A 16,131-nucleotide genomic window follows, 5' to 3' on the forward strand; every position below is an offset into this window, starting at 1 on the left:
GAGAACCTCGAGCAACTCGGGATGTCGGCCCGGGGCGGCCACCACCACCAGCTCAGCTGGACAACACAGTCAGCCGTCATGCGCACGCTGCAGGTGATTCGCGTATCGGGCGATGCCGTCACGCATGCTCACCTCCGACTCGAAACCGAGGAGTTCCCTGGCGCGGGTCAGGACGAACGGGCCCTGCACGTCGTCGTCATCGGGGTCTGGTCCCTGGCCGAATTCGATTCTCACTTCAGGCAGCATCTCGGTCACGATGTCGGCGATCTCGCCCACCTGGAGCAACTCGGTACCCGAAATGTTGACCGATTGGCCATCGACTTCGGGGCCCGCGGTCAGCACGCAGACGATGGACCGCACAGCATCGTCGACGTAGACATACTGGCGGGAGAAATCCGCGCCGAACGCCACCCGAGACACTCTGCCCGCCAGTGCATCTCGGATGAACAATGCGATGATGCAGTGGGTGCTCCGGCCGGGTCCGTACACCGCCGAGATACGCAGCGAACAGGTCGACAGGCCATACCTACGTCCGTACGCCGCCACCAGATGCTCGCCGGCGACCTTGGTAGCACCGTAGACGCTGGATGGCTTCAACACCGTCACTTGTTCGTCGAGCGGCCCCGGGTTGCTGCCGTAAACGGCGTTCGACGACGCCAGCAGGAATCGCCGGGTGCCGTTGATCCGCGCAGCTTCCAGCAGATTGGCTGTGCCCCCGATGTTCACATCGACGATCGACCACGGTCGGTCACGCGATACCATCGGCCCGGAGATTGCGCCCAGGTGCACTACCCCCTCGGGTTTGAAGCGGGCGAACACTTGGTGCACCTGATGAGGGTCGGTGACGTCAAAGAAATCCCCGACCGTGTGGGCGGCACCGACCACGTCGACGCCCGCTGTCCTGAGCGAATCCACCAGGTGTCGACCGAGAAACCCGGTGGCCCCGGTGACCAAGACCGACGCCGGTAGATCCGTCACAGATTCAGGCGATATTGGTGTAGGGAACACCACCGCGGGCAACGCCGTCGTGGTTGACGCCACGGTCGAAGTCGAACGGCAGCGGACGCCCGTTTTCCATTGCGAGCCAGAGCCGTACCAGCAGTCGGCGATTGGATTCGTCTTCGGAGTCGATGAACTCGGAGCGGCCGTGCATGACGCTGTAGTTGTTCGCGATCACCAGGTCACCGGAACCGAATCCGACTTCGACGCCGCCTTCGTTGGATATCTCGTCGAAGACCTCCATGAGCCTGAGCTGACGCTCGGTCAACGGCGGACAGTCACCGCGCTCTTGCGCTGCGTCGATGAGCAACCGCACGTAGCGGCTGGTGATCTTGCCGTTGACGATGGTGCACAGCCGGGTCAGGTAGTAGCTGGTGTCCCCTTCGAGGATCTCCATCTGCCGATCGAAGGGGAAGTAGTCCTCGAAGAGCGAGGGCAGCAGTTCGGGGTAGCGGCGGGCGATCTCCTTGACAGTGCGTGCGGAGCTGGAGACCACGGAGTTTCCGCCGACCATGGCCTGACGAATGCACATGAGCATCAACAGGTCGGAACCGTCGGTGTGGTAACCCAAACCCTCGTTGGTGTTCTCCGGCCGGACAATGTCCTGCCGGGCCTTTTTGCGTTGAGCCAGGGAGGCGAGCAGGGTCCCGCCACCCATCTGGTTGACGGGTTGTCCGATGGCGGCGCCGATGAGCCAGAGCAGGTTCTCGTTATAGGGCAGTTCGGCATCAGGGGTGCGCACCGGCAAGTTGCGCAACAAGGCGATGCCGGTGCCGCCCTCGAGGGAATGTTCGACGCCTGTGAAGTATTTGATCAGCGGTGCGGCGAGTTTCTTCCATTCCTCGCGGGTACCGTTTCCTTCCGACCACTGGCCGAACTTTTCGGTTGCTTCCACGGCGAGTTCACCGAGTAGCGCGCTTTCGGCATCGGTGAGGGCCAGATCCCATGTGTCGCGCCGGCTTTCGAGTTCCTCGGCATTCCATGCGGCGGGCTCATCGAGGTCCAGGATGTAGTTGCGCACCCGATCGAGTCCCGAGGTGATCAGGGGGGTGGGGCTGTAGGAGGTCGTCATGTCCGGGTCCTGCTTTCGCTTTGTCGGTTAGGTGTTCATTGGCGTCATGGAGCATGCGGGCGGCGGCGGTGCGGTTCTGGCAGTGCGTTTCGCGGCAATCTCCGCAAAGCTCGAGTTGACCTCATTCTGTCTCGGGTGGATGCAGTTCCACTGACACCACTTTCCCGGACCGCTGTTACGAATCCATCGCCCCTCTGGTTACGCTATGTAAAATTCGAACAGGCTTGTGCAAAATACGCAACACCGAACAGCAGGTTCCGTCAGGCAATGCTGGTGTAGGGGACACCGCCGCGGGCGACGCCGTCGTGATTGACGCCACGGTCGAAATCGAACGGCAGCGGACGGCCGTTTTCCATTGCGAGCCAGAGCCGTACGAGCAGCCGGCGCTGGGATTCGTCCTCGGAGTCGAGGAACTCAGAACGCCCGTGCATGACGCTGTAGTTGTTCGCGATCACCAGGTCGCCGGAATCGAATCCAACTTCGACGCCGCCTTCGTTGGATATCTCGTCGAAGACCTCCATGAGTGCGACCTGACGCTCGGTCAAGGGCGGGCAATCTCCTCGGTAGAGCGCCGCATCGGTCAGTGGACGCACGTAGCGGGTGGTGATCTTGCCGTCGACGATGGTGCACAGCCGGCTCAGGTAGTAGGTGGTGTCGCCGTCGAGGATCTCCATCTGCCGGTCGAACGGGTAGTGATCCTCGAACAGGGCGGGTAGTAGTTCGGGGTAGCGGCGGGCGATCTCCTTGACGGTGCGTGCCGCGCTGGACACCATCGAGTTGCCGCCCACCATGGCCTGACGAATGCACATGAGCATCAGCAGGTCTGAGCCGTCGGTGTGGTAACTGAGGCCTTCGTTGGTGTTCTCCGCGCGGGGATGGTCAGGGCGTGCCTTTCCCTTGTAGGCCAGTCGAGCCAGTACGGTGCCGCCGCCCATCTGGTTGACGGGTTGTCCCATGGCGGCGCCGATGAGCCAGAGCAGGTTCTCGTTGTACGGCAGTTCGGCATCAGGGGTGCGCACCGGCAGGTTGCGCAGCAGCGCGATACCGGTGCCGCCCTCGAGGGAGTGCTCGACGGTGGAAAAGTACTTGGTCAGCGGGGCGGCGAGCTTCTTCCACTCGTCGCGGGTGCCGTTTCCCTCCGACCACTGACCGAACGTCTCGGTTGCTTCCACGGTGAGCTCACCCAATAGCGCGCTTTCGGCGTCGGTGAGGGCCAGATCCCAGGTATCGCGGCGTGATTCGAGTTCGTCGGCGTTCCAAGCAGCGGGCTCGTCGAGGCTCAGGACGTAGTTGCGTACTCGTTCGATTCCCGAGGTTGTCAACGGACTCGGTGAAACGGACGTGGTCATTGCGGCTCCTTGGTCAAGGTCGGTTCCAGTGGTTCTGAGAGGCCGTTGAACTGAGGGAACTGGGATCGGTCGACAACCGCCCGAGGTATCAGCCACCACTGCGCGATCGCGACGAGGACAAGAACAACCCCCACCGTGGCAACAGCGTCGATTCCGCGCCACGCGTACATGAGCGGTCCCAACGGCCCCCCGATTCCACCTCCCAAAAAGACGATGAAACTGAATACCGTGTTGAGCTGGGCAGACCGCTCGGGGTCGGTCGCCAGGGCCCGAACTTGATTGCCCGACAACGCCGATTGGTTCGCCCACGTCGCGACGAACATGACAGCTCCGAAAGCGACAGGCGTGCTGTTGGTCAGCAGAATGGCCATCATCGCCGTCAGCAGAATGAGCAGGAACCACCCCGTCATTCGTCTGGCCCCGTGCCGGTCGATGAGACGGCCCGCATACGGGGTGAAGAACCCTGCGACCAGCCCCACCACGCCGAAGAGACCGGCCTGCCCCAGGGTCCACGAAAGCTCGGGTCCGGTGAGATGGAGAACCATCACTGTCCAGAGCGCATTGAACGTCGCCAGCACACAGGCCTGGGTCAGCGCTGATCGCACCAGGATCGCGTTGGACAACGCCCGTCGCAACGTCGCGAGGACGAGTCGACCATGCGTCAGTGCTCCACCTTCCGGCGCAGGCGCGTGCCGCAGCGCCCAGCGGGTCGAGGGAATCGTGGCGGCGACAGCCAGCGCGGAGACGAATACGGTTCCGCGCCACCCGATCCACTCAGCACACAGGCTGGCGAGAACTCTGCCACCGAAGATTCCGACGAGCAACGCTCCCACGAGCACAGCGTTCGTCTTGCCTCTGCTGTCGTGGGTGCTCATCCGGTTTGCCGCCGGAATGAGCACCTGTGAGACGTTCGCGACCAGTCCGACAGCCAGGAACGCTGCCATGGCGCCGTAGAAACTCGGAACCACCGTGGCCAACAGCAGTGTGCAGGTGAGAGCGAGCGTCTGGTAGGTCACCTGCTTCCTGACCTCGAGACGAGCGGCGAGCGGTACGAGAAGCAGGATCCCGACGGCATAACCGACTTGCGCGATCATCGCGAGCACACTGGCGAGCCCGTGTGATACGCCGAGATCGCCGGCAATACTCGTGAGCAGAGACTGCGGAATGTAGATGACGCTGACGGTCAAGCTGCAGGCACCCGACAAGGCGAGCAAACGCAGCCAACCCAATCTCCCGGCGACAGAAGCGGTCATGACGCGCCCGTCATCGCTAGGCGAAACTGGGATTTCACCTCCGCACGGATTTCCGGACTGCTCGCGAACTCCGCAGCCATGGAAGCCAGCGCGATCGCAGCATCAAAAATGCATGACTCGGAATCAGGACCGACGCTGGCCTCGTGGAAGCCGTGGGAATGCGGTGGAATCGAACGCGGCGTCATCTTGATCTGGGGCTGCAAATAGGGCACGCGTCGGCTGAGCGTGCCTGCGTCAGTGGACCAGGCGCCGGCAACCTCGTCGGTGGGTCGAGGCGAGCGCCCCACGGCACACAGCGCGGTATCGAACATGGACGCCAACGCCTCGATGTTGAGGACCGGTTCGGCGCATCGCGCGGCAGGTGTCACGGTGCATGTCGCACCGACTGACTCGACTGCCTGCTCGAACGCGCGGGTGACCCGCGCTCGGATGTCGGCGAGTTCTCTGAGGTTTGCAGCCCGGACGACGACGGTTGCCCGCGCGTAATCGGGAACAACCTGCGGGTGGATGCCGCCCTCGGTGATGATTCCGTGAATTCTCGCCGCTGGTGGCAGATTCGGACGCAACATCGCCATCGCGGAAAAGCCCAACACGATTCCGTCGAGTGCATTGATCCCGAGCTCCGGATGTGCTGCCCCGTGGGCAGCCTTTCCGAATGCCTCGATGGTCAGCTTGTGAGCCGCAAGGGTCCGCGAGGCGGAAATGTCGTCCATCCCGGGATAGATCGACGCGGCGAAATCCACATCGTCGAAGACTCCGGCGTCACCCAGGATGTACTTCCCACCAATCCCCTCTTCAGCCGGAGTACCGATCACCAACAGCCGGAGATCGAGACCGTCGGCCAAGGACCGCAGCGCCAACCCCGCTCCGTACGACGCTGCGGCCACGACGTTGTGTCCGCAGCTCTGCCCGTACGGGGGAAGCCCGTCGTATTCACAGACGAACGCGACCGTCGTTGTTGCGGAGGCGGATCCGAATGATGCCCGGAACGCAGTGTCCATGCCGGCAATGCCACGTTCGACGGCGTACCCGTGATCTTCCAACTCCATCATCAGCCGAGCACTGCATTCGAACTCTTTCGAGGACTCTTCGACGTGCGAGTGGATGAACTCACTCAGCGCAACGACGTTGTGCCAGTCTTGCTCCAGTGCCACTCGGATTTTCGGTGCGAAGAGCTCTGCGATTCGGTTACTCACGGAGCGGGATGGTGTTCGAGCCAGTGGTTGGCGATGTCCATCCGGCGGGCGAACCACACCTTGCCGGTAGCTTGTGCGTGTTCGATGAACTGGCGCAAGGCGTTGGCACGCGAGGGTTGGCCGACGGTGCGGGGATGCAGGCCCACGGACATCATCTTGGGCGACCCGTTCTCCCCCTCGCGCCACAGTTCGTCAAACGCTCGGGTGATGTAATCGGAGAACAGATTCGGGCTCTTGTCGCCCTGAAGATCGTTGTTGGTCAGGCTGTACGGGATGACCAGCTGTTGATGGTCGCCCATCTTCTTGTAGTAGGGCAGGTCGTCGTTGTAGGCGTCGGAGTCATAGACGAACCCGCCTTCCTCGACCACGAGTTCCCGGGTGTTGACCGAGGCGCCGTAACGGCAGTACCAGGCGCGAGGACGTTCCCCCCAGGTGCCTTCGAAGGACTTGATGGCCAGCTTCATCTGCTCGCGCTCCTCGTCGCGGGTGAAGCGCCACTGCTCAACCCAGCGATTCCCGTGGCTGAGCAGGTCATAACCGGCGGCACGGGCGTACTTGGCCACCTCAGGGTTCTTCTCGAAGGCTTCGGCGCAGGCGTAGAACGTGCACGGTACGTCGAGCTCGTCGAACAGTCGCATCAGTCGCCAGATCCCGGCGCGACTGCCGTATTCGTACATCGACTCTCGGGACAGGTCGCGCGTATCCAACGGGAAGTTGTAGGCCGCTTCGACGGGGACGTCGTTCTCACCATCCCGGTCGAACGAGTACTCCGACCCTTCCTCGTAGTTGACGACGAGGTTGATTGCGACGTTGGCGCCGTTCGGCCACGTCACCTTCGGCATGTGCTGGCCGTAGCCGACGAAGTCGCGGACGGTACCGGTGCCGGCGGGCGGGGTGCTCACTGCGGTGCTCCTTGTCTGGAACTGCTGATCAGTCGACCCAGCGGGTCAGGTGGTTGAGGGATTTCGCGAGGACGAGGTGGGTACATCCGGCGATGATGATCACCACCAGAGCGGTCACGGCGACGATATCGGTTGCGGCGTAGAGCAATGCGAAGTTGAGAATGCGGCCGAGACCGTACTGCTTGCCGATCACTTCGGCTGCGAGCACAGCGCTCCACGCGAAGGGAACTGCCAGGAGGATTCCGACCTTCAGGCTCGGTGTGATCGACGGAATGATCACCGACAGGTAGATACGACGGCGACTGGCCCCGAGAGAAGCCGCCGAGTCGTTGTAGATCCTGGGAACGTTGTCGACGGCAGCCACCGTGAGAACGAACAGCAAGACGGCGACTGCGAACGCCGTGAACGAATAGGTGCCGAGTTCGGAGTTGCCGAACCACAAGCCGAACAGGGGCAGCATCGCGAGCAACGGCATCATCCGGAAGAAGTGCGCCGGAAAGGTCACCGTCCGGCGCGCAATCGACGACCAACTGACGAGCAGGCCAGCTCCAATTCCGACGACAGATCCCAGTATGAATCCGACCATGAAGCGGGACAACGAGATCGCGACATTGTAAGCAAGGCCCAGCGTCGCACCCCACACCGTGGATCCGGCGCCGCCCACCGTGCGCTCGGCGCCGAGGCCGCCTGGCCAGTAGTCGGCGAAGACCATGAACGACGACAGCACATCGGAGATGCTCGGCACCAGCCGTATTCCGGAGTCATCTATCCCGACGACAACGGATGCGAGCTGCCACACCACCAGGACGAGCGCCAACGACGTTGCACCCCAGTACAGATCGGATCTGTTGCGCTTGGACTTCGGCGCTGACTCGGACTCGAGGGCCGCAACCACCGGTACCAGCGTTGCCGTCATCGCGAGAACTCCTCCAGAAGCTGCCTACGCAGTGCGTTCGCCTCGGGACCGGTGATGTCGTCGGTCAGGCGCGGCCGCGGTAGGTGGACCTTCAGGTCGAGCGCCAGCGTCCCATGCTTGACCACGAAGATTCGGTCGGCGAGCGACAACGCCTCATCAATGTCGTGCGTGACCATGAACACCGCCCGCTTCTCTGCCTCCTGCCACAAGTCGAGCAGGACCTCGTGGAGTTGAGCCAGTCGGAGATAATCGATTCCAACGAACGGCTCGTCCATCAGCAGCACCTTGGGCTTGTTGGCGAACACCGCGGCGATCGCCACCCGCCGCCGCATCCCGCCGGAGAGCTGCTTGGGCCAGGCGTCGGCGAACTTCTCCAGGCCGATGATTTTGAGCATCTCGGCGACAACGGCCTTACGTTCGTCCTTCGGTATTCCCCGAGCGTTTAAGCCGAACTCGATGTTCTGCGCCACCGTCTTCCAGAGGAACAGCGTGTCCCGTTGGAAGACGACCCCACGATCGGGTCCCGGTTTGGTCACCGGGGTTCCGCCTACTGTGACGGTGCCGCTGGTCGGGGGAAGGAACCCGGCGATCATGTTCAGCAGGGTCGACTTACCGTGCCCGGAAGGTCCGATGACACAGATGAATTCACCAGGCTCGATCCGGAATGAGACCGCGTTGACGCTGTTGACCACCTCGCCCGACTCGAGCCGGAAGTCCTTGGAAACGTTGTCCAGTTCAATAGCTGCGGATTGCGTTGTCACACCCGCGAGTTGATGAGCACTGGTTTCGACTGTCATTCGTTCCACCTCACAATCCAACGGCCGGCGAGGCCGATCAGGGCATCAACCACAACGGCGACGATGCCGACGACGATCAGGACGCCGATGGCGCCGGCAGTTTGGGTGGCATCGGAGAACGACCGGACCAGACGCCCCGCACCCTGGTTGCCACCGAGCACCTCCGCGATGCACTGGAAGCCCCACCCGAATGCCGTTGCCGCACGAACGACACCGATGGTGGACGGCACCAACGCAGGCAGGATGACCGACACGGTGGTCCGACTCTTCGAAACACCGAGTGTCGCTGCGTAGTCCGCGTACCTGACTTCTGCCGCAGCTGCCGCGGACTGCACAGTGCTGGCCACGGTGAGAGCAGTGAAGAAGATCACCAGCCCGCTGGTCGCCAGCGTCGAGTTACCGAACCACAGCGTGAGGAACGGCAGAATCGCGAGGACGGGGACGGTGCCGAGGATGGCCACGGGTAGCCGGCCCAGGCGGTTGAACCACTGGATCCGCGCCAGTGCCAGCCCGGTCGCGAACCCCACGATCAATCCCGTCGCCACACCCAGGAGAACATTCTGTGCCGTCCACAGGACGTTGGACCAGATCCCCCCTGTCCCGAAGGTGGTGTAGGCGAGAATCGGCGCGGCAGAGAAGTTGTCGATCGTTGCCTGGACGATGGCCGGAATTACCGGAAATCGCGCCGCCGTGTTGACCGATGCCACCGCAGACCAGATGGCTGCGACCACCAGCACACCCACGAATCCGCCTGCGACCGTGGGGACAGCAGTTCTGACGCGCATGTCTTCCTCCTCTCAGAGCATCGGCGGGTCAGCTCTTGACGGCTGCCTCGATGATGCGCGCAGCGTCGAGGTGGTTGCGGTGTGCGTACTGCGTCGCAGCGATCTCGGCGAGCTTGGCTTGGTCACCACTGAGGCCTGCGGCTTGCGGTAGCAGCGACTCGTACTGTTCCTTGTAGCCGACCAGCTCCTTGTAGACCTCGTCGGCGATGATGAAGTCGGAGGCATCGAGGTCGGGGTTGGTGATCACCCCGGCTTCCTGGGCAGCTTTGACCTGCTGGTTGTAAGTCGCCTTGAAGTAGTACGGCGATTCGGTGTTGAGCCACCAGTCGGCTTGGTCTTCGAAGGACGCGAACGGGCCGATCTTCTCGAACGTGATCTTCAGGGCCTCGGCCGAGGTATCGATGGAGGCGGCGGACTCCAGGACCGGCACAATCGGCTCGGTGGCCTCGGTGGTGTTGTTCTCGATGTCGGCCAAGAGCGCATCGACGATGCGGAAGGCGACCGACGAGACCCGCAGCATGGTGTCGTGGTGTTCGTTGATCCACTTCTCGTCGGCCATGTGGCCGACGTGGCCGAGGCCGGAGACGGCGCGCGGATCACCGGCTGGGAGGTTGGCGATGAGATCCTGCAGGCCTATGACGGGGTACCAACCGGCCTGGAGAAGCTCCGCAGTCTGCGCAGCACCAGCGGGTTTCGCGTAATCGAGCTGCCCGCCGCGCGACAGGAGGAGGATCTGGGAGTCGTCCACGACGTCGACCTGACCGAATTTGTCCTGCGAGAAGTTCCCGATCTGGTACACCGCCTCCAGGAAGTTGCGATGGGCGGCGGTGTCGTCGGTGGCGAACCGCTGGCCTGCCATATCGCCCATTACCGAGGCCGCGGCGTCTTCGAAGGAGGCGCCGTCGGCCATGAGGTCTGCTACTGATGCCTTGCCCGAGTCCGGGGCGGCAAGGATCGCCAGGCCGCTGGTGACGTCGATGAAATTGAAGACCTTGATCGACGGGGCACCTTCGGCGTTACGCACGGAATTGGGGCCGTACGCCGAGGTGACGTCGTAGTCTCCGTTCAGGATCAACGGCACAGCCTGATCGTCGGCGATGCTGGCGAACTTCTCCGGTCCGACGGTGATACCCACTTCCTCGAACCAGTCTTTGGCCATGCCGACCGCGAGCATCGAGTTGTCCGCGTACGGCAACAATCCGATGTTGACGACTTCCTGCGGAATACCGACGCCGTGTTGCTCGAGCAGGGCGTTGTCGGTCACGGTGCTGGGGCCGGCGGCGGCGGCGGCCGACTGGTCGGTGCTCTCTGGAGCGTTGGAGCATGCGACCAGGGTGCCGGCGAGCGCAATGCACGCCGCCATCGCGGTTCCGCGGGATATGCCGCGTCGACTGAGCGTTTTCATGAGTATTCCTGTCCTCGTGGGAATTCGGTGGGCTTTTACAGTTCGATGAATGCGGAGGTGAGGTGCTGGTCGTTCGTCATCCACCGGCCACCACCGGGTGTTACGAGGATGTTGTCGGTGAGTCCGAAGAGACCGAACTTCGCTGTCGCCTCGGCCGTTGGGAACAGCCGGTGTGGGTGGATGTTGACAACCTCGTGCTCGAGCAGAATCCGGTCGTTCCCGCTGACCCACACTCCCTGGATCGCATCCGTTCCGATGCCGTGAAGATGGAACGACCGGTGCTGGTCTGCGGGGTTGGTGTAGTCGAGCTCGATTCCGTGCGAACGGAATACGGTGGCGACGCCTTCGACGAACTCGCTTGCCATGGCGCCGGGTCTCATCGCCGCAACGCCGGCCTGATGGGCTTCGGTGTAGATCTGCCACGCGTCCCGGTACTCGGGGGACACCGGTCCGACGGAGTACATGCGGCGGTATTCCAGCCAGGTCCCGTTGGGACCCGCAGATTCGATCCAGACTGTCACCACGTCACCGTGCTCGATGACTTTCTGTGTCCCGAACGTCGTGGCCCCTTTGAACGGGGTCGAGTCGAGGACGACCATGGGATCACGCACTCCGTGCTCACGGCAGATCCGATGCGCTTGGGCCGCCAGCGAGATCTCGGTGACGCCGGGATTGACGAACGCTTCGAGCTCCGCGTAGATCGAGTTCCAGCATGCGGATGTGTCCGTCATGGAGGCGAGGGACTCGGCGCTGTTGACCTGCCGGCATTGTTCGAAGAGATCGGTGGCATCGCGGATTCGGGAGTCGGGGAGCGCATCGACGAGCTGCGTGTAATGGCTGTAGGCGAAACCGCCGTCGAGCAGTCCGACCACTCCGATTGTGCTCGCCGATAAGCCCTGCTCCGCGAGAACGTTGCCGATCTCGGTGCCAGAAGTCCCGCTGAGGCGGCACTCCGAGATCCAACTGGACTGACGTGCCTGCGAGATGCCCCACACAGTGCCGCCGATCAAGACCGGCCCGGATGTGTGGGTGAGTACCACGTGACTGTCGGCGAAGAGCTGCCAGTAGTCCGTCGCATAGAAAACTCTGCCGCGGAACCGGATATCGTCGCGACCAGCGATGACCAACGCATCGAGCCCGTGCGACGTCATCGCGGCGCGAAGCGCGTCGATGCGTCGAGCGCGCTCCGTGTCCGTGGTGAAGCGGTGGTCCTCGACCAACTGCATCATGTAGGGGTTCCTCGTGTTGGCTCGGACGACGCTCGTCTGCGGCAAACCCGGTAGCCAAGTTGTGCGTTTTTCGCACAACCTTGTGCGTACCTGACTACAGAGAACGTTGAATGTAAAACGTTACGAAGACGATGCCGCGATGGTTAAGTTGTGTAAATTCCGCGCAGCGCTGTGCATTTCATGCAACAGTGAGAGCAGGGGGTGGCTTCTGCGCGGCCCCGTCGGCACAGCACACTCGTTCAAGGAGATCGATGACGGCAGCCACCCTCCGCATAGCGGAGATCATCGAACGGATCGCCGAGCAGCCGATGTCGGTTGCTGAACTCGCGGAAGACTTCGACGTTCATCGATCATCGATGTTCCGCCAATTGAAGTCGCTGGAACAGGTCGGCTACGTCAGACGTCGCGACGACGCCCGATTCGTGGTGGGTGCCAAGCTGATCGCGCTGGCCCGCTTGAGTTTTGACGATGTGGATCTGCGCCAGGCGGGCTACCAGCACGTGCGGAAGTTGCAGGCGAAGGTCGGACACACCATCCAATTGGTCGGGCTGATCGGCGACAGTTTGATCTACGTCGACAAAGTCGAAAGTGCGTCAGGTGTGGGCATGTACTCCCGCATCGGGCGTGAGGCACCGGCCTACTGCAGCGGGGTGGGAAAAGTCATCCTGGCGGCGCTCGACTCTTACCGGCGGGATGCGATCGTGGATTCGACACCGTGGAAACAATTCACTCCCAATACGTTCACTACACGCGCGCAACTCGATGATGCGCTGCAACTGGCCGCCGAACGGGGCTGGGCAGTAGACGATCGAGAACTCGACATGATGATCAATTGCCTCGCCGTCCCCATCGGCAGGCCCCCGGTGGTGGTCGGTGCCGTTTCCGTCACAGCTTTGTCGAGCGTCGAAGACATCGATGCGCTGATGAAGTATCTCCCGCTTCTCCAAGACACCGCCCGCGCGATCGAGGGCGAGCTACGGTGACATTTGCGAATCATCGGTACTGGCGCGGATTCTGCCGCGGGGTTCGGTAGAACTCGCAGGAATCGCGGGTGGGATGCCGCCGGGATGGCCGAGCTCGCCACACCAAGAGCTGGACGCTGGACGCCAGCATGCGACAGGCCCCCCTGCCGACCCAGTCTTAACCCGGTTTTTAACCTCCACGGCGTCACAGAAACACGTGGGAGTTCAGGCTTGAGTCACATCTGTTGATCTGCCGAGGAGTGGCCGCGTGCCCGAACTACACCATGTACCGCCGACGACCACCCCAGCCGACATCTCCCGTCACCTGCGCGAGGACGGGTACGTCATCGTCGACAATCTCGTGGGCACCGACCACATGGACCGTATTGCAACGGAATTGGGTCCCTACATCGACGGTACCCCGGTAGGTGAGGACAACTTCCTCGGGACGAAGACCCGCCGCACCGGACGGTTGATCGCGCGGTCCCAGGCGGCCCGCGAACTGATTCAGAACCCCACCGTGCTCGAAGTGGCCGGCGACTTTCTGAGCCACGCCTCCACCTACCGGCTGCACCTGACTCAAGTCATCTCAATCGGCCCGGGCTCGCCGGCCCAGCCGCTCCACCGTGACCAACTGGCCTGGGACTTCTTCCCGTTCCCGAACGACTATGAGGTGCAGTGCAACACGCTGTGGGCCATGTCTGACTACACCGCCGAAATGGGGGCCACCCGAGTGGTGCCCGGAAGTCACCGCCTCGGCGACAACGAGAAGTTCACCCAGGAGGACTCGATACCTGCCGAGATGGAGCGTGGATCGGTCTTGTTCTACAGCGGCAAGATCTACCACGGTGGCGGCGCCAACACCACCGAGGAGGCAGAGCGACAGGCGTTGAACATCACCTATGCAGTGGGCTGGGTGCGCCAAGAGGAAAACCAGTACCTGTCCACACCGCTGGAGATCGCCAGAACGCTCGACGACGATCTGCTCAAGCTGATGGGCTACCAAATGGGTTGCTTTGCACTGGGATACGTCGGCGATTTCCAAGACCCGATATCGGTGGTCCGCGACGGCGTCACCGGTGTACGCGGTATCGGAGAAATGCAGAAGGCGGCTCTGCGGGACGACTCAGCCAGCACCCTGATGAACCTGGTATCCGATGCCGGTTTCGCAGCGACCAAAGGGTAGCTGACGGTCGCTCCACGGATCGCAGCTTAGGCTGGAGTGTCATGGCGACCTTCGGCTCGTGGCCCACCCCGATCACCTCCGAGCTCGTAGTACGTGCCGCTGCCGGACTCGGCGGCGCGATCTTGCACGGTGACACCGTGATCTGGGCCGAGCAACGGCCCGAGGAGGGCGGCCGCACCCAGCTCGTCCAGCGCACGGGTAGGGGACCGGCCGTCGACCTGTTGCCTGCGAGAGCCAACGCCCGCACGGCCGCCCACGAGTACGGCGGGGGCGCGTGGTGGGTTGCGGACAACACACTGTGGTTTGCCGACTGGGCGGATCAACGGGTCTACACCATCACCGGGCCGGCGACACCCGTGCCGGTGACCCCGGAGCCCGAGGTGCCCCGCGGTGACCGCTGGGCCGACGGATGCGTCACCGCCGACGGGCGGTGGGCGCTCGTGGTGCGCGAGCACCATCCTGCCGGCGGCGGCCCGGCCGAAGTCGTGAACGAGATCGTCATGCTCGATGCCACGGGCCGGCTCGCCCCGAGGGTGCTGGTGTCCGGCCCCGACTTCGTCTCCGATCCCCGGATCTCGTCGGACGGCGGGCGCCTGTGCTGGCTGCAATGGTCGCATCCCGACATGCCGTGGGACGGCACCGAGCTGTGCGTCGCGGATCTGCGGGCCACCGAGACCGGTCCGCTGTTGGGCCATCCCACGGTGGTGGCGGGCCGGCCCGACGCAGGGCCTGGTGGTACGGGCGCCGGCGAGTCGGTGAGCGAACCCCGCTGGGCCGACGACGGGTCGCTCTGGTTCGTCTCCGACCGGTCGGACTGGTGGAACCTCTACCGGTGGGCTTCGGACCGCGTAGAGCCGATGGTGACCCTCAGCGCTGAGATCGGCGCGCCCCAATGGGTTTTCGGTCAGTCCAACTACGCCTTCCTGTCGGAGGGGCGCGCCGTCTTCGCCTCGTCACGCGGCGGGCTCGGGTACCTGGCGATCCGCTTCGCCGACGGGCGCGTGGTCGACCTCGACGTGCCCTACACGTCCTTTGCCTCGCTCCGGGCCGAGGGCGACCGGGTCGTCTTCGTCGGCGCGTCTGCGATCACCGAACCGGCCGTGGTGTCGGTGACCGTCGACGTCGCAGGTGCGGTCACCACGAGCGAGATACTGCGTCCACCACGTGATCTCGGGCTCGAGCAGGACTGGTTCTCCGTGCCCGAATCGATCTCGTTCCCGACCAGCAACGGGCGCACCGCCCACGCTCTGTTTTACCCACCCACCAACCCAGCGGTCCACCCACCCCCCAACCCAGACGTGACCTCCGAGCCCGGCGAGCTTCCGCCGCTACTCGTACTGATCCACGGCGGCCCCACCAGCGCTACCCGGCCGATGCTGCAGCTGGGTACGCAGTACTGGACTAGCCGGGGCTTCGCCGTGGTCGACGTCAACTACGGCGGGTCCACCGGGTATGGCCGTGCCTACCGCAACCAGCTTCGCGGCCAGTGGGGGGTCGTTGACGTCGACGACTGCGAGGCGGCGGCCCGGTGGCTGGGCGAGCAGGGACGCGTCGATCCGGCCAGGCTCTGCATTCGGGGCGGCTCGGCCGGCGGTTACACCACGCTGGCAGCCCTCGCCTTCCGGGACACGTTCGCCGCCGGGGCCAGCCACTTCGGCGTGGCCGATCTCGAGGCACTCGCCACCGAGACCCACAAGTTCGAGAGCCGGTACCTCGACGGCCTGATCGGCCCGTACCCCTCGCGACGCGATCTTTATGTCGAACGCTCACCGATCCACCACGTCGACGGCTTCGACCCGCCGCTGATCGTGTTGCAGGGCCTCGAGGACGAGGTGGTGCCGCCAAACCAGTCCGAGATGATCGTCGACGCGCTCCGCACCAAGGGTGTGCCCGTGGCCTACGTGGCGTTCGAGGGTGAGCAGCACGGGTTCCGCCAAGCGGCCAACATTCGCCGGGCGCTGGACTCCGAGTTGTCCTTCTATGCACAGATATTCGGGTTCGCACTTCCCGACACCGAGCACATCGAACCCGTGCTCGTGCAGAACCTGTGACCGCTCACGTCCGCGGTCCGCCCCCGAGT

The 16,131-nt window shown here is 63.5% G+C and carries 14 protein-coding genes; 3 read left to right on the top strand and 11 right to left on the bottom strand.

Annotation, left to right across the window (positions count from 1 at the left end; translation table 11 throughout):
• Positions 1 to 69: 69 nt before the first annotated feature.
• The 11 genes from I7X18_RS28905 to I7X18_RS28955 all read right to left on the bottom strand — a co-directional run bounded on the left by I7X18_RS28905 (position 70) and on the right by I7X18_RS28955 (position 11,903).
• Positions 70 to 954, bottom strand: a complete 885-nt coding sequence (locus tag I7X18_RS28905) for an NAD-dependent epimerase/dehydratase family protein (RefSeq protein ID WP_193045381.1) — start codon at positions 952 to 954, stop codon at positions 70 to 72.
• A gap of 28 nt (positions 955 to 982) precedes the next feature.
• Positions 983 to 2,071 (bottom strand): TauD/TfdA family dioxygenase, encoded by a 1,089-nt coding sequence (locus I7X18_RS28910; protein WP_193045380.1) that lies wholly within the window; start codon positions 2,069 to 2,071, stop codon positions 983 to 985.
• A gap of 260 nt (positions 2,072 to 2,331) precedes the next feature.
• A complete protein-coding gene (locus I7X18_RS28915) occupies positions 2,332 to 3,420 on the bottom strand; it encodes a TauD/TfdA family dioxygenase (protein ID WP_193045379.1) in 1,089 nt (362 codons plus the stop codon).
• Positions 3,417 to 4,673 (bottom strand): MFS transporter, encoded by a 1,257-nt coding sequence (locus tag I7X18_RS28920; protein ID WP_193045378.1) that lies wholly within the window; start codon positions 4,671 to 4,673, stop codon positions 3,417 to 3,419. Before I7X18_RS28920 ends, I7X18_RS28915 begins: the two co-directional genes overlap by 4 nt.
• The gene (locus I7X18_RS28925; protein ID WP_193045377.1) at positions 4,670 to 5,869 is read right to left on the bottom strand and encodes an amidohydrolase; all 1,200 of its coding nucleotides are present in this window, start codon (positions 5,867 to 5,869) and stop codon (positions 4,670 to 4,672) included. Before I7X18_RS28925 ends, I7X18_RS28920 begins: the two co-directional genes overlap by 4 nt.
• On the bottom strand, positions 5,866 to 6,771 hold the full coding sequence (locus I7X18_RS28930; RefSeq protein WP_232375367.1) for a polysaccharide deacetylase family protein: 906 nt from the start codon (positions 6,769 to 6,771) through the stop codon (positions 5,866 to 5,868). Before I7X18_RS28930 ends, I7X18_RS28925 begins: the two co-directional genes overlap by 4 nt.
• 28 nt (positions 6,772 to 6,799) lie before the next feature.
• The gene (locus I7X18_RS28935) at positions 6,800 to 7,687 is read right to left on the bottom strand and encodes an ABC transporter permease (RefSeq protein ID WP_193045376.1); all 888 of its coding nucleotides are present in this window, start codon (positions 7,685 to 7,687) and stop codon (positions 6,800 to 6,802) included.
• Entirely contained in the window at positions 7,684 to 8,484 is an 801-nt protein-coding gene (locus tag I7X18_RS28940; RefSeq protein ID WP_193045375.1) for an ABC transporter ATP-binding protein, read from the bottom strand. Before I7X18_RS28940 ends, I7X18_RS28935 begins: the two co-directional genes overlap by 4 nt.
• Entirely contained in the window at positions 8,481 to 9,269 is a 789-nt protein-coding gene (locus I7X18_RS28945; RefSeq protein WP_193045374.1) for an ABC transporter permease, read from the bottom strand. Before I7X18_RS28945 ends, I7X18_RS28940 begins: the two co-directional genes overlap by 4 nt.
• Before the next feature lie 28 nt (positions 9,270 to 9,297).
• Positions 9,298 to 10,674, bottom strand: a complete 1,377-nt coding sequence (locus tag I7X18_RS28950) for a substrate-binding domain-containing protein (protein ID WP_193045373.1) — start codon at positions 10,672 to 10,674, stop codon at positions 9,298 to 9,300.
• Between the two features lie 35 nt (positions 10,675 to 10,709).
• Entirely contained in the window at positions 10,710 to 11,903 is a 1,194-nt protein-coding gene (locus I7X18_RS28955; RefSeq protein WP_193045372.1) for a M24 family metallopeptidase, read from the bottom strand.
• A gap of 251 nt (positions 11,904 to 12,154) precedes the next feature.
• On the opposite strand from I7X18_RS28955, the gene I7X18_RS28960 reads away from it, so the two are divergent.
• From I7X18_RS28960 to I7X18_RS28970, 3 genes are all read left to right on the top strand, one after another.
• Positions 12,155 to 12,886 (top strand): IclR family transcriptional regulator, encoded by a 732-nt coding sequence (locus I7X18_RS28960; protein ID WP_193045371.1) that lies wholly within the window; start codon positions 12,155 to 12,157, stop codon positions 12,884 to 12,886.
• A 247-nt stretch (positions 12,887 to 13,133) separates the two neighbouring features.
• The gene (locus tag I7X18_RS28965; protein WP_193045370.1) at positions 13,134 to 14,051 is read left to right on the top strand and encodes a phytanoyl-CoA dioxygenase family protein; all 918 of its coding nucleotides are present in this window, start codon (positions 13,134 to 13,136) and stop codon (positions 14,049 to 14,051) included.
• A 41-nt stretch (positions 14,052 to 14,092) separates the two neighbouring features.
• Positions 14,093 to 16,102, top strand: a complete 2,010-nt coding sequence (locus I7X18_RS28970; RefSeq protein WP_193045369.1) for an alpha/beta hydrolase family protein — start codon at positions 14,093 to 14,095, stop codon at positions 16,100 to 16,102.
• Positions 16,103 to 16,131 lie beyond the last annotated feature (29 nt).

Source organism: Mycolicibacterium baixiangningiae, from assembly GCF_016313185.1.
Lineage (GTDB): Bacteria > Actinomycetota > Actinomycetes > Mycobacteriales > Mycobacteriaceae > Mycobacterium > Mycobacterium baixiangningiae.